Source organism: Neobacillus drentensis, from assembly GCF_036962765.1.
Classification (GTDB): Bacteria; Bacillota; Bacilli; order Bacillales; family Cytobacillaceae; genus Neobacillus; species Neobacillus drentensis_C.
Map to the genome: position 1 here is coordinate 1 of NZ_JBALOS010000334.1, position 12,556 is coordinate 12,556.

General features: G+C 37.0%; 12 protein-coding genes, 3 pseudogenes and 1 riboswitch. Of the genes and pseudogenes, 8 read left to right on the top strand and 7 right to left on the bottom strand.

All coding sequences use genetic code 11. From position 1 onward, the window contains the following. Positions 1 to 77: 77 nt before the first annotated feature. Positions 78 to 305: pseudogene (locus tag V7137_RS28670) on the top strand (M15 family metallopeptidase); the annotation flags it as partial. Positions 306 to 600: 295 nt separating this feature from the next. Here the strand turns inward: V7137_RS28670 and V7137_RS28675 are convergent. Beyond that, positions 601 to 738, bottom strand: a complete 138-nt coding sequence (locus tag V7137_RS28675) for a hypothetical protein (protein ID WP_335701212.1) — start codon at positions 736 to 738, stop codon at positions 601 to 603. A gap of 249 nt (positions 739 to 987) precedes the next feature. Further along, a riboswitch (cyclic di-AMP (ydaO/yuaA leader) is annotated at positions 988 to 1,126 on the top strand. 209 nt (positions 1,127 to 1,335) lie between these two features. Here V7137_RS28675 and V7137_RS28680 point away from each other — a divergent pair. Further along, positions 1,336 to 3,240 (top strand): APC family permease, encoded by a 1,905-nt coding sequence (locus V7137_RS28680; protein WP_335701213.1) that lies wholly within the window; start codon positions 1,336 to 1,338, stop codon positions 3,238 to 3,240. 155 nt (positions 3,241 to 3,395) lie between these two features. Here V7137_RS28680 and V7137_RS28685 read toward each other — a convergent pair whose 3' ends face one another. Both V7137_RS28685 and V7137_RS28690 read right to left on the bottom strand, forming a co-directional pair. Next, on the bottom strand, positions 3,396 to 4,157 hold the full coding sequence (locus V7137_RS28685) for an SDR family oxidoreductase (protein WP_335701214.1): 762 nt from the start codon (positions 4,155 to 4,157) through the stop codon (positions 3,396 to 3,398). Positions 4,158 to 4,253: 96 nt separating this feature from the next. Then, positions 4,254 to 4,634, bottom strand: coding sequence for a MerR family transcriptional regulator (locus tag V7137_RS28690; protein ID WP_335701215.1), 381 nt, complete (start codon positions 4,632 to 4,634; stop codon positions 4,254 to 4,256). 304 nt (positions 4,635 to 4,938) lie between these two features. Between V7137_RS28690 and V7137_RS28695 the strand changes: the two genes are divergently transcribed. From V7137_RS28695 to V7137_RS28710, 4 genes are all read left to right on the top strand, one after another. Continuing rightward, positions 4,939 to 5,943 carry an ROK family transcriptional regulator gene (locus V7137_RS28695; protein ID WP_335701223.1) on the top strand — a complete coding sequence of 335 codons (1,005 nt, stop codon included), beginning with the start codon at positions 4,939 to 4,941 and terminating at the stop codon, positions 5,941 to 5,943. A 44-nt stretch (positions 5,944 to 5,987) separates the two neighbouring features. After that, complete coding sequence (locus tag V7137_RS28700; protein ID WP_335701216.1) at positions 5,988 to 7,220, top strand: MFS transporter; 1,233 nt, start codon at positions 5,988 to 5,990, stop codon at positions 7,218 to 7,220. Between the two features lie 82 nt (positions 7,221 to 7,302). Then, the gene (locus tag V7137_RS28705; protein ID WP_335701217.1) at positions 7,303 to 7,683 is read left to right on the top strand and encodes a VOC family protein; all 381 of its coding nucleotides are present in this window, start codon (positions 7,303 to 7,305) and stop codon (positions 7,681 to 7,683) included. Between the two features lie 326 nt (positions 7,684 to 8,009). Continuing rightward, on the top strand, positions 8,010 to 9,284 hold the full coding sequence (locus tag V7137_RS28710) for an L-cysteine desulfidase family protein (protein WP_335701218.1): 1,275 nt from the start codon (positions 8,010 to 8,012) through the stop codon (positions 9,282 to 9,284). Positions 9,285 to 9,474: 190 nt separating this feature from the next. Here V7137_RS28710 and V7137_RS28715 read toward each other — a convergent pair whose 3' ends face one another. After that, a complete protein-coding gene (locus V7137_RS28715; protein ID WP_335701219.1) occupies positions 9,475 to 10,680 on the bottom strand; it encodes a COG4705 family protein in 1,206 nt (401 codons plus the stop codon). Between the two features lie 373 nt (positions 10,681 to 11,053). On the opposite strand from V7137_RS28715, the gene V7137_RS28720 reads away from it, so the two are divergent. Both V7137_RS28720 and V7137_RS30845 read left to right on the top strand, forming a co-directional pair. Next, the gene (locus V7137_RS28720) at positions 11,054 to 11,281 is read left to right on the top strand and encodes a hypothetical protein (protein ID WP_335701220.1); all 228 of its coding nucleotides are present in this window, start codon (positions 11,054 to 11,056) and stop codon (positions 11,279 to 11,281) included. Next, positions 11,258 to 11,350: pseudogene (locus V7137_RS30845) on the top strand (VOC family protein); the annotation flags it as partial. The gene V7137_RS28720 and the pseudogene V7137_RS30845, both read left to right, overlap by 24 nt. A 24-nt stretch (positions 11,351 to 11,374) precedes the next feature. Here the strand turns inward: V7137_RS30845 and V7137_RS28725 are convergent. The 3 genes and pseudogenes from V7137_RS28725 to V7137_RS28735 all read right to left on the bottom strand — a co-directional run. Then, positions 11,375 to 11,548: a hypothetical protein gene (locus V7137_RS28725; RefSeq protein WP_335701221.1), complete on the bottom strand. Its 174-nt coding sequence runs from the start codon at positions 11,546 to 11,548 to the stop codon at positions 11,375 to 11,377. 154 nt (positions 11,549 to 11,702) lie between these two features. Further along, positions 11,703 to 12,145 (bottom strand): annotated as a pseudogene (locus V7137_RS28730) (YjfA family protein). Between the two features lie 80 nt (positions 12,146 to 12,225). Continuing rightward, positions 12,226 to 12,556, bottom strand: a 331-nt coding sequence (locus V7137_RS28735; protein ID WP_335701222.1) for a DUF2690 domain-containing protein, incomplete at its 5' end; no start/stop codon positions are given.

Genomic DNA, 12,556 nt, shown 5'->3' on the forward strand with positions numbered 1-12,556 from the left:
CTATAAAAAAGTTAAAAAAACATTATTAGAATCAGGATTTTTCATTATATCTACCTTTAATACAGGATTTAGAATAACCGAATGTACCTTTTTTATTTAAAGAAAAATAGAAAAGCGTAAAATGAGAAGGGAAGCAGCAAAAGCTTTGGAAAGAATGTTTGCTGCAGCCCAAAAATGGAATTTATGTAAGGGGAGTATCTGCCTATCGGTCCTATCATACTCAAAAAGTATTATTTAACAATTATGTAAAAAGAGATGGTTTTGAAAAAGCTCGTACATATAGTGCGATTTCTGGTACCAGTGACATCAGATCTCAAACGAATCTTGTTAACCGAGTATTGTTGTAAGCTTCATTACTTACAGCAAAATGGATTATTGGAAAAATATGATGAATGGTGCCTAACAAATTTAAAAGCACCAATTCAAAATAAATTAAAGCGAAGGTTACCTTCCATTTATTTGGACGGTAACCTTCGTTTTAATAGTTTATTACTATTGAACATTTCTCGGCATTTTCAGAGGCAGTACCAGGTTGGCTTTGTGTTTTTGGGAGCAGGAAATGATAAATTAGAAGAAAATTTTCCTGAGAGAGTAGACAAATTAATATTGGAGAAAATTTTCTAAGAATGGATCAAGTTCATCACTACCTAGACATGTTTCACAAATGATTAAAACGGTCATTTGTTCTTGATCAATAACATCTTTTTTATCACCACAAATGCTACAAACATGTTCCATTTTTATCACTCCTTTTTTCTCATCTTCATATTTTTCCCATAATGTCCTCTATAACTCCTATTAAAAATAGAAAAAATTAAATCCAAATTTTGAGAGTCGATCGTGAATAGTAGAAATAAAGTGAACGACGAAGTAAAGAGTAGATGTAAGCGTTTTATTATTGATAAAAAGAAAACTATTAGTCTTTTATGAACGTTTTTAACCCTTTACAATTGATTTTCATGGGAGTATTATCAAGCACATAGAAAAAATTTTATATTGCCTAGTCCCCAAAAGGGAACGGAGGACCCATTTTTTTGGGGTTAATTCTACTATTTGTAGAAGGGATGTGATACTCTTTCGCCATCCTACCCGTCAGCTAACTTCGTCGGCTAAAGCGAAGGAGGTCAAAAGACCACCTATGAAGGTGCTTTTTTTGTGCTCTTTTTACAAGAAAAGCTCACTTTCGATTTTGGAGGTCTTTTTGTTTTGGAATAAATGAGAAGAGGAGGACACAATAAAATGGAATAGTGTATTCCTTGGAAAGACTACATACAGCAGCAGTACGAGCACTTTTGATGTCTTAATGAGTAATTTAGATGATAAGGAGTATGTAAAATGAATGATCCAAGGCATTGGGTTGAAATAATCTTATTTATTATAGCCGTCTCCCTAATTTGGATGGCATTTACCAACTTTGCAGGTTTAAAACGAGTTTTAATTGGTCGCCGCATGCGAACCGCTGAACTATTAGGACAACACACAAAAATTGTATGGTTCATCGCTTTACCGATCCTTGCTGCTGACCTTTATTCTTCAGTGTCTTATGGACCAGAAGCGGGGATGATTGAACTTGCCAGGTTTGGAGAAGAAGGAAAATGGCTAATCATCCCCATAACTATTGCTACCATTACTCTTTTAGCTATTTTAATCACTTCGTACATTATGGGGATTTTAGCATATCCTAGTGGAGGCGGCGCATACGCGATTGCGAAAGATAATTTCAAGGCTAAATGGGTTTCGCTAATAGCGTCTAGTTCCCTGCTAGTTGATTATATACTGACCGTTGCCGTGTCTGTATCAGCAGCCTTAGAAGCCGTTTCCTCCGCTTATCCTGCGGTCGAACCTTTCCGAACGGAATTAGGAATTACGATTATATTTTTACTATTGATTATGAACTTGCGTGGTGTAGCTGAGTCAGCAAAAATATTTGCATGGCCGACCATTGGATTTATGTTATGTATGCTCTTATTAATTTTTACTGGTGTATTCGATGCATTCCAACATGGATTTGTCCAGGAGTCTACCCCTCCATTTGGTACAGTGCCTGAAGGTTTAGGCGTATTACTTATCCTAAAAGCTTTTAGTTCAGCTTGTTCGGCACTAACAGGAATCGAAACGATTTCAAATGCGGTCCCTGTTTTTAGGGATCCTCAACAAAGAGGAGCCATAAAAGCCTATATCACGTTAGGAGCAATTACTGGTTTTACTCTTATAGGTTTTGCATATCTGTTATATATTAAAGGGATTTCACCTTCACCTGGAAACACGATGTTATCTCAGTTGGCAGAATTGTATGTCGGTCATGGAATTTTGTATCAGATCATCATATGGTTCACATTTATTGTATTGATATTGGCGGCAAATTCAACCTTTACAGGTTTTGCACAATTATCTGCGATTGTCGCAGCTGATGGTTTCTTACCCCGTGTCCTAACAAACCGAGGGGATCGCTTAGCCTATTCGAACGGTATTATTGCATTAGCAGCGGCTGCAAGCGTATTAATCTTAGCCTTTCATTCAGAAACCCATGCTTTGATTCCGCTTTATGCAATCGGTGTATTTCTGTCCTTCTCAATTGCACAATTCGGTTTGGTCCGACGATGGTTAAGAGTAAAGGGTTCACGTTGGCAAATTAAATTAGGTGTTAATATTGTTGGGTTGATTGTGACTTCCATCGTTACGGTAATTGTTGCCGTCACCAAGTTCACAGGTGGAGCCTGGCTTGTCTTAGTGGTTTTGCCTTTAATCGTTTTCATGTCACTAGCTATACGTCGCCACTACAATTTTGTGGCAGAAGATCTTCATATGGACATTGATAAAGAGTTTCCAGAAATGCGAGAAGTTACAACGATTGTACTTGTTTCAGGAGTCCACCGAGTAGTTAATAATACACTATCTTTTGCAAAAAGTTTGGGCGGTAATATGATTGCTGTTTACGTGGGATTTGATGATGAATCAATTGTTAAAATGGAGGAAAAGTGGGAAAAATGGGGTTCTCCATGTAGGCTAGTTGTCCTTCGAAGTAAATATCGTTCAGTGTTGGAACCACTTAATCGCTTTATGAAAATAGTGGAAGAAAAGAAAGGGGAAGGGCACATCCATTTGATCATTCCACAGTTTATACCTAAAAAATGGTGGCATAATTTGTTGCATAATCAAACTGCCCTTCAATTGCGGATTTGGTTTCTCCGCCATAAGGATGTAGTGATCACGACTGTACCGTATCAACTAAAAAAGTAACAAAGGCAAATGAAAACTAAAGTTCTCTTAAAGAGAGGCATTACCTTAAAAGGTGTGCCTCCTTCTTTTTTCACTAAGAGGTGCTTAAATTCAACCATGTAGTGGCATATAAAAAAGAAAACTCGCCAAAATAGTAGCGAGTTTCTTATTTTCAGTTATTCAATTGTATTTTTCATTGCCTTGTACATATTTTCTACGTGTTGATCGACTTCATCTCGTGACATGCCTAACCGGGCTACAGATGTTCCATACCCAATTTCTTTCTTACCCTCTTCTAATCCTTTGGAAATCCCATCTGCGAATTCATCTAATGGTTCTCCATGAGTATGCAACCCTGCTCCACCTAAATCTGTATTCACTGCCGGAGGAGCAACTTCAATTACTTCTACCGATGTTTCAGAAAGTTGGTGTCTTAGACTCATGGTAAAGGAATGAAGCGCCGCTTTCGTTGCTGAATAAATCGGTGCAATGGCAAACGGTGTAAAAGCTAACCCGGATGTTACGTTAATGATCGCAGCGTCTTCTTTTGTAGCAAAAAATGGAGCGAACAGCATAGATAGATGGAAAGGTGCCTCAATATTGGTTGTGATTTCTTTATTGAAATAATTCCAATTGGTCTTCGCATCTGCTTTTAACACATTAAAACGTTGTTGAATCCCTGCGTTGTTCACTAACACATTCACTTCTGGATAGTTCTCTGTTACCCAAACAAACAATGCTATACGGTCAGCTTCATTATCCAAATTAGTTACATGAGTAATAAGGCTAGGGAATTTTTCTTTGGCAGCTTGAAGTACATTTTCACGTCGTCCACAAGCAATGACTTTATTTCCTGCTTTAATAAAGCGTTCTGCAAAAGCTAATCCTATTCCAGCGCTTCCGCCTGTAATAAGTATTGTATTTCCTGAAAGTTTCATTACGGTTCCTCTTCTCTAATTATTTTTTTACTCTTTTGTTTAATATTTTTTAGCCAATTCCATTATATGTGCTTTTTTACTAACACTTTTTTCATCTTATCCTTCTTCTTTGCTTTCCTGAGTCCGTTTTGTATAACGTGAAATTTTTAAGTCAATCCCCTTTAAGGATTCTGTCATCAACGAAATTTCATCTAGCACTGCTTGCTTGTGATTCTTCATCATTTCAAGTCGGAGTTCAATAGTGTTTTCACCTACTACTACCCAATCAATATATTGCTTAATCCCGCTTATTGGCATGTGCGTGTTTTTTAAACAAATAACGGTTTCCAGGAGCGCAATTTGATTTTCTGAAAATAACTGCCTGCCAGCTTCATCACGCTCAATTAGTGGTAGTAGTCCTTTTTTTTCATAATAACGTAACGTTGATTCTGGAATATTGAATTTGGCTGAAGCTTCGCTAATTGAACAATATTTCATCTGGAGACCTCCAAATTTTATCTTTCATTGACGGCAGGAATATGATACGACTTAAACCATGGTTTAAGTCAACTAAAAAACAAAAAAATTTTTTTGGGTAACGTTGTTAGCTAAGTAAAAATCTTAAACTAACGTGAGTTTTGTTGAATCATGATCTCCATTGTTTTTGGTCATTTTATATGATATAGTTTCAACATTACTTATTAAAGATGTTTAATAAGTTTTTTTGTTAGATACTTATTAAAGTTCTTTAATAAGTTAATTTTATAAGGTGGTGACGCTTGTGAATGCTACTCCAAAATCGATGAGGAAGGTAATCCTTCACGGAATTCGTAAATCTCTTTTAGAACTTGGAAGTGCTACAAAAGTTGATCTTAGCGATAAATTAGGAATTAGTTTTCCTACAATAAGTAAATTCTTAGCACAGATGGAAAAGGATGGGGAACTATTTTTAGTCGGTCTTGATGATTCGAGTGGGGGAAGAAAGGCAAAAAGATATACATACAATCCGGAGTATATGTTAGGCTTGGCGATCTTTTTAGAGAGAACAGAGACAAATTATATTGTCTTTAACTGTTTAGGAAAAGTGAAGGATGTTGGAAAAACCTCAAGTGCATTAATAGATGATGATTTGAAATTATTAACCGAGTGTGTTGAAGAGATAAAAGAGAAATATCCAAAAATTAGTTCTGTATCCATTGGTGTACCTGGTTCTGTTGATAATGGACGGATTATTTATATACCAGGGTATGAGCATCTTCAAAACTTTGATTTGAAGGGATACTTGGAAAATCGTTTCTCAATACCTGTTGTAATAGAGAACGATATGAATGCGGCAGTGCTTGGATATCACGATAGTAAGGGAAATGGGAAAAATAAATCTCTTATTTATTTATATTCAGGTCAAAATGGTCCAGGTGCTGGAATAATGGTAAATGGAGTTGTGGTGCGAGGAAGTACTAATTTTTCAGGAGAGGTTTCATTCGTTCCACAGTATGATGACCGAAATTTTGGTCAGTCCTTGGAAAATGGAAACGAGACTAAGAAAGCATTTATAGGTAAGGAATATGAGATTGACGCCATTAGCAGGTTAGTAGCTTCATTTGTAGCTATCATTAACCCTAATACCATTATTTTTTGCGATGATGAAGTCAACCAGTTTATCATAGACAAAATTGTAGAACGAAGCTCAAAGTATATTCCAGCGGAGCATCTTCCAGAACTTATCATGAGTGATTGGAAACAAGACTATCTATTTGGATTACAAAGTCTTGGCCTTGATCTCATGATCACTGGAATAAGCAGCTAAGACACAACAATGACTATATTAAAAATTGTAAGGAGGGGTTATACTTGGCTACATTCTTTTTACTAATTATCTACATGGCTTTTATCAGCTTGGGATTACCTGATTCATTGCTGGGAGTGTCTTGGGCTATGATGCAATCGGAGTTTGGAGCACCGCTTGAGACTGCTGGATTGCTTTTTATGACAATCGCAGGAGGAACAATTATTTCCAGTTTTGCTAGCGGAACTGTGCTTAAACGCTTCGGAACTGGAATTGTGACATTTTTCAGTTGTTTAATGACAGCTGGAGCCCTGCTTGGGTTTCATTTTGCTCCTTCGATTTTTTGGTTATTTATTTGTGCCATACCACTTGGATTAGGTGCCGGTGCAGTGGATGCGGGATTAAACAATTATGTAGCTTCACATTACAAAGCACACCACATGAGTTGGCTTCATTGTTTTTGGGGAGTTGGGGCTACACTTGGTCCAGTCATTATGGCTCAGTTTATTTCAGGGCAACATTCTTGGAGAAACGGATATCTAACCATCGCTGGTCTGCAGTTTGTATTAGTTGTCATTCTTTTCTTCACTTTGCCTTTATGGAATAAGGTTGGAGGAAACAGCAATGTTAACGCAACGAAAGATCCTGATAACACAAATAGTGCATGGTATGGAGCAGATCCTGAAAATCAAAAGCCCTTGCAAATTAGGGGAGTTAAACTAGCTTTGTTATCGTTCTTGTTTTATTGTGGCGCAGAAGCAACTATGGGACTTTGGGGAAGTAGTTTCCTAGTAAATGTTAAAGATTTATCCATTGATGTAGCCGCAAAATGGGTTTCCTTGTATTACGCAGGAATAACCATCGGAAGATTGATAACAGGCTTTATTACTCTAAAAATAAGTAACCGCACTCTTATTCGGATGGGGCAAATAATAGCATTAGTTGGTGCCGCACTTCTATTCCTACCATTGCCGTCCACATTCTTGCTTGTAGGTTTTATTATGGTTGGATTAGGATTAGCACCTATTTTCCCATGTATGTTGCATGAAACCCCAGCACGATTTGGAAAGGAGCATTCTCAAACCATTATGGGGTATCAAATGGCTGTTGCTTATACCGGTAGTACATTCCTGCCTCCGTTTCTTGGTTTCATTGCAGCACACTCAACAATAGGAATCTTCCCGTTTGTCATTGCTGGTTTTGTTGCAATTATGCTCCTAGGCTCCGAAAAATTAAATGCCATATTAAATAGAAACGAACCATTAAGAGTGAAAAATAACAACTCCACAGTAATTTAAAGAGGGGTTATAGATTATTTAATCACCCGCAAGAATTTTAAAAAAGGTAAAAATATAACCACATTTGAGGAGTGACAGTGAGATGAAAATAGAGCATGTGGCAATCTGGGTCAAAGATTTAGAAGCTATGAAGACATTTTATAATACGTACTTTAACGGGTATGCAAACTCAAAGTATCATAATAAAGATAAGAAATTTGAATCTTATTTTCTAACGTTTGACGGGGGTGCACGTTTAGAGATTATGTGTAAGTCAGGTATCGATAAGCCGGATCAGGACGATAGGATTGGCTGGGCTCATATTGCAATTGCCCTGGGAAGCCGGGAGTCCGTTAATCAGTTGACAACTCGCCTACAGAATGATGGTTACCGCCTAGTTAATGGTCCTCGTGTCACTGGAGACGGATACTATGAGAGTGTGATAGAAGACCCAGAAGGCAATCTCTTAGAATTAACTGTGTAAATATCGATTTAACACTAAGTTGTTATGGTAGGAGAACTAAGTTACTATTCCCACATAACGGGTTATCCAGCGGCCCATCGGGTTCGCACCAGAAAAATTTTATGGATTTTGATTTGGTATATAAAAATGCGGGAACCATAAATTTTCCTTTCCTCCCCACTTCACTGTATTCCAGGTAGGATCAGTAGCAAGCCTTAATAAGGATTAATTGTAAAAGGAGCTCTCCGCTTTATGTGGAAGATGCTCCTTTTTTTGTAAATGTGACAGGTACGCTATTATGGTATTATTTATTATAAGTTATTTTAGAAGAACAGGTGGCGAACAAAATGGGGAAAAACAAAATTTCAGCAATATTAGAGAAAGAATTGGTGATTGCCCTTGGCTGCACGGAGCCGGTTGCAATTGCTTTAGCTGCAGCGACGGCTAAAAGTTATGTAACGGGACAAATAGAAGAGATTAACGTAAAAGCGAGCGGAAATATTATTAAAAATGCCAAGTCTGTTGGGATTCCAGGGATGACCGCCAAAGGTCTTGATTTCGCTGCTGCACTTGGAGCATTGTCTGGAGATCCCAATCAACAGTTAAAAGTTTTAAACGGGCTTACAATAGAGGATGAGCGAATGGCGATAAAACTCATTGAAGAAGGAAAAGTAACAGCAGGTCAGGCAGATACAACGAAAAGACTCTATATTGAAGTGATTGTACGAACAGATAAGCAGTATTCGAGAGCGATCATTTCTGATAATCATACGAATATCACCTTAATCGAAGTGGATGGAAAAGCTGTGTACCGTGGTGGATGTGAAAATATTGGGATTCAAACAGATGAAGAGGAATTAGAAGCGCTTACGATTAATGAAATCTATGAATGGGTTCTTCAAGCAGACCTTACTGAATTAGCTCTAGTAAAAAGGAGCATTGAGTTAAATCGAATGATTGGAATGGAAGGCCTTTCCGGAAATTATGGACTCAATGTCGGCAAAACAATTAAGGAAAATGTGAAAAAAGGAATCTTATCCGATGATATAGCGACTTCGGCCATGTCTCTTGCAGCCGCTGGTTCAGATGCCAGAATGGCTGGTTCAATACTTCCGGTAATGGCGAATACTGGGAGTGGCAATCAGGGAATTGCTGTAACACTACCGGTTGTAGCAGCGGCAGAGAAGCTACAAGTATCTGAGGAAAAGATGATTCGAGCGGTTGCCCTTAGCCATCTCATAACCATTCATATTAAATCTAAATTTGGACGCCTTTCTGCTTTATGCGGTGTAACCGCTGCAGGAATGGGGGCAAGTGGTGCAATTGTTTATTTACTTGAGGGTGGTCTTCAGCAAATTAAGGCTGCGATACAAAACACGATCGGCAATGTTACTGGTATGATTTGTGACGGGGCCAAAGCTGGATGTGCCATGAAAGTCTCAACTTGTTCGAATGTCGCTGTTCAATCAGCACTGCTTGCACTAAACCATCAAGAAATCCAATCGACTGATGGCTTTATCCATGATGATGTTGAAAAGAGTATTGAAAGCTTTTGCAAGCTAGGAAATGAAGGAACACGGCAAACAGATGAACTCATTTTAAAATTAATGATGGAAAAATAATATAGTAAACATAATGATCTTTTAAAAGTCGGCAGCATTGCCGGCTTTAATATTTTTCCACCTCCAATCATTTTTTACTTCCCGCAAACAAGGAATAATAATAAAAAAGCGTTTAAAAATGAATGCAGGCAGTTAAGTTTAATCAGAATTACATGTAAAAAGGAACCGCATTTAGCGATTCCCAAGAATTTTATTTATTTGCTACATTTATCACACTAAGCGAATTGTTAAGTGCAGATTTGCAATGGTTGACATCGGCATTGGACTTACGAACTGCTGCTAATACAACGTCAATAGTTCCATCGATTTTAACCCAAGTTGTGCCATCTATTTTCCTAAGTTTAGGCTCCGATGTGTCCCAATTATGTTCCAAATCGTCTGCCTCTTTTTTCACCAAAGTAATGTCCTTTGAGTTTACTTTGTTTAGCATATCACTTTCGATTTTAACAAAATCTGTTAATTGTCCAGATAATGTAGTTTGTGCAGAATCGGTTTGCGCTGCTATATTATTGTTGCGCCAAACATAACTGCCTACACTGACAGCTAAGAAAATGCAAATTACCGTAATGGTTTGTTTCAAAACATTTTTCTTACTTTCATTTGTTTGGTTTGTTTCTGCTCTTTCACTTTTTGAATTTATATCAATTTTTGTAACAGCAAGAAAAATGATGATTGCAAAAATAGCTAAAAGAAAAATCACACTAGTTATTGTTGTCCCCAAACCTAATCCGCCATTATTTTTTGGTTGAGATAGGTAATCTCCTAATGATGCTCCGAGTGGACGAGTCAGAATATACGCTATCCAGAAAGCCAAAATTCCATCAAGATTCAAAAATTTCCATGCTAAAAATACACAAGCTATTATTGCAACGACTATAATTCCTGTGTTTAGATAACCAAAACCCAGTTGTTCGGAATATAAATCTCCAACTGCTGTACCAAGTGCAAATGTGAAAAGAATGGTAAGCCAATAGAAAACTTCTCTTTTTCTGCTATGAATCGAGTGGATCGAGAGTGTTTTTTCACTAAGATACCAAAAAAGAAAAGTTAATCCTAGCAACATGGAGAAAACGACTGTACTAACCTCAAGAGGTACTCCCATACTGTCTGTTAAATTATCAGTTACCAACGTACCAAATACACTAATAAGTACAACCGTTAGCCAATAAATGCCAGGAACATATTTAGTTGTTCTGAATTGTAGATACAATACAATGAAAAACGCGATTCCCATAATTCCGGTAGTCAAAGTTAAACCAAGTCCAAGGTTGAAATTGATGAAATCTGCAAATGTTTCACCAACAGTTGTGCATAAAACTTTGATGATCCAGAAGAAAATAGTAACTTGTGGTACCTTGTTAAGTAAAATTTTCAAATTACTTTGGTTTTCTTGCATACATATTTTCCTTTCTTTACAGTGAATTCCAATCCGAATTCATGTTTATTATTAGGGAAGTCTGGCGCTGTTTCCCTACAGTCGTTTCCAAAATCTTGATGATCCAATGAAAGATAGGGTGTCCTTAAAAGAACTCATCTCCTTTTTGGAAGTAGTTATTCTTACAAAGCAATTTCCATCTCTTTTTTTCATTTGAGACGGTGCTGTCTCTACTATATAAGAAATTTAGGAGCTAGTTATTAAAAGTGGATTAAAATTGACTTAAGTGTCCATTAAGTATAGGCGGGCATTTTCTTATTGCGATAACGAAGCAAGATAGTTCAATAAGAGTGCTATAATTATTTCAAAATAAACTAAAAGGATGTTTAAAAAAATGCAATTTGAATATAAGTTACAAGGTGCTGGTTGGGCAAATTTTAATATAGAAATTAATTCCAAAAGTTTTAGTTTTAGTCCAGGGTACCTGACAGATGCATTAGGTGGAATTTTAAATGCTATAAAAGAAATCCATCCATTATTTGATACTGAATACGATTATAAAGAATATGGCTCATATTATACTTGGGATGCAGAACCTGATAATTTTGTCCTTTATGATTAAGATGGTAATAAATTTGATGTATGGAGTGAACTTAGTCCAATTTTTAAAGAAAAATATCTTCTTTCCTGATAGCAAGTTAAAGGAGGCGATGTTTTAACAAATCATCGCCAGTTTACTGTACAAATAACGTGGCAGTTTGTGAAAGGTGGCACTTAAGCTAACGGAGCAGTTTAGTGGAACAATCGTCATTAGCTTTTTTTCAACAATCGGTCCAGATTGTGGAATAACAATAAGTGTTATGAAATAGAACATGCGTTCTGTAATCATTCACCATAACACTTTGAATTAAAAGACTTTATATTTTTAAATGCTATGTAGTACTTTAAATCAAAAAGTAAACATTATTTTTACCCCGTCCTAAAATCAGAACGGGGTCATGAGTGTTTGATGTTTTAAAATTAAATAACTTTATTGTTTTACACTAATACCAAATAGTTACTGCTTTCTTATAGGCATCACTATTGGGGATAGCGTGTATGCCCTGAGCTTGTGCTTTGCGCGGGTCTAAGTCATAAACCATTGGCGTATAACATGAGGTTTGCCCCTTGTTAACTACCCCATTTCCTCCAGAACTATCACACGTATAGGCTTTACCGTCTGTCTTTCGAATGATTCTGGCGTCTGCTTCGTGATTATATACTGCGGGGTTGGTGATTGTAACTTTTGCCCATGCAGTTTTACATGTAGTACTGAATTTCAATTCTACATATGAACAGAATCAATCCATTTTTTGTCCTTCGTTACAGCTGAGTTTGCACAACTATTATAATAAGGACTTTTGCCATCATACGAATGAGATTCCGCATATACTTGATCATCCCAAAGTCCAAAAGTAACGATTATACCCGACAAAAACAGTAACATTGCCTGAGTCATCCGATTAAGTTTTTTTTTCAAGAAATCCTTCCTTTCTTAGCTCATTAGTCAATGAAAACTTATTTCCTTTAATACCAGCCTGTCTCGCCTCTTGTATATGGCCAGAATCCAACTGCCTTCGATTTACGAGGATCTAAATCATATACCATGGGTGTATAACATGATGTTTGCCCTTTATTAATTGCTCCATTACCTCCAGGGGACCCACAATGATATTGCTTATTATCCGTGTTTCGCACAACTAATGCGGTAGCCTCCTCATTCGTTTTGGCCGGTCTGCTTAAAGTGATCTTTGCCCACGCTGTTTTGCATTTCGTACTAAATTTTAACTCTAAATTGGCATAAGAACCGTCTGGATTATTAATTTTCAAACTCTTTTTCGTCACACCGCTAGCAGCA

What these genes read in the sequence shown, in the direction of transcription:
- V7137_RS28680 (WP_335701213.1), top strand. Translation starts at nt 1,336, where the DNA reads ATGAATGATCCAAGGCATTGGGTTGAAATAATCTTATTTATTATAGCC.
- V7137_RS28720 (WP_335701220.1), top strand. Translation starts at nt 11,054, where the DNA reads ATGCAATTTGAATATAAGTTACAAGGTGCTGGTTGGGCAAATTTTAAT.
- V7137_RS28690 (WP_335701215.1), bottom strand. Translation starts at nt 4,634, where the DNA reads ATGAAATATTGTTCAATTAGCGAAGCTTCAGCCAAATTCAATATTCCA.
- V7137_RS28725 (WP_335701221.1), bottom strand. Translation starts at nt 11,548, where the DNA reads ATGATTACAGAACGCATGTTCTATTTCATAACACTTATTGTTATTCCA.
- V7137_RS28715 (WP_335701219.1), bottom strand. Translation starts at nt 10,680, where the DNA reads ATGCAAGAAAACCAAAGTAATTTGAAAATTTTACTTAACAAGGTACCA.
- V7137_RS28695 (WP_335701223.1), top strand. Translation starts at nt 4,939, where the DNA reads ATGAGGAAGGTAATCCTTCACGGAATTCGTAAATCTCTTTTAGAACTT.
- V7137_RS28675 (WP_335701212.1), bottom strand. Translation starts at nt 738, where the DNA reads ATGGAACATGTTTGTAGCATTTGTGGTGATAAAAAAGATGTTATTGAT.
- V7137_RS28710 (WP_335701218.1), top strand. Translation starts at nt 8,010, where the DNA reads ATGGGGAAAAACAAAATTTCAGCAATATTAGAGAAAGAATTGGTGATT.
- V7137_RS28705 (WP_335701217.1), top strand. Translation starts at nt 7,303, where the DNA reads ATGAAAATAGAGCATGTGGCAATCTGGGTCAAAGATTTAGAAGCTATG.
- V7137_RS28685 (WP_335701214.1), bottom strand. Translation starts at nt 4,157, where the DNA reads ATGAAACTTTCAGGAAATACAATACTTATTACAGGCGGAAGCGCTGGA.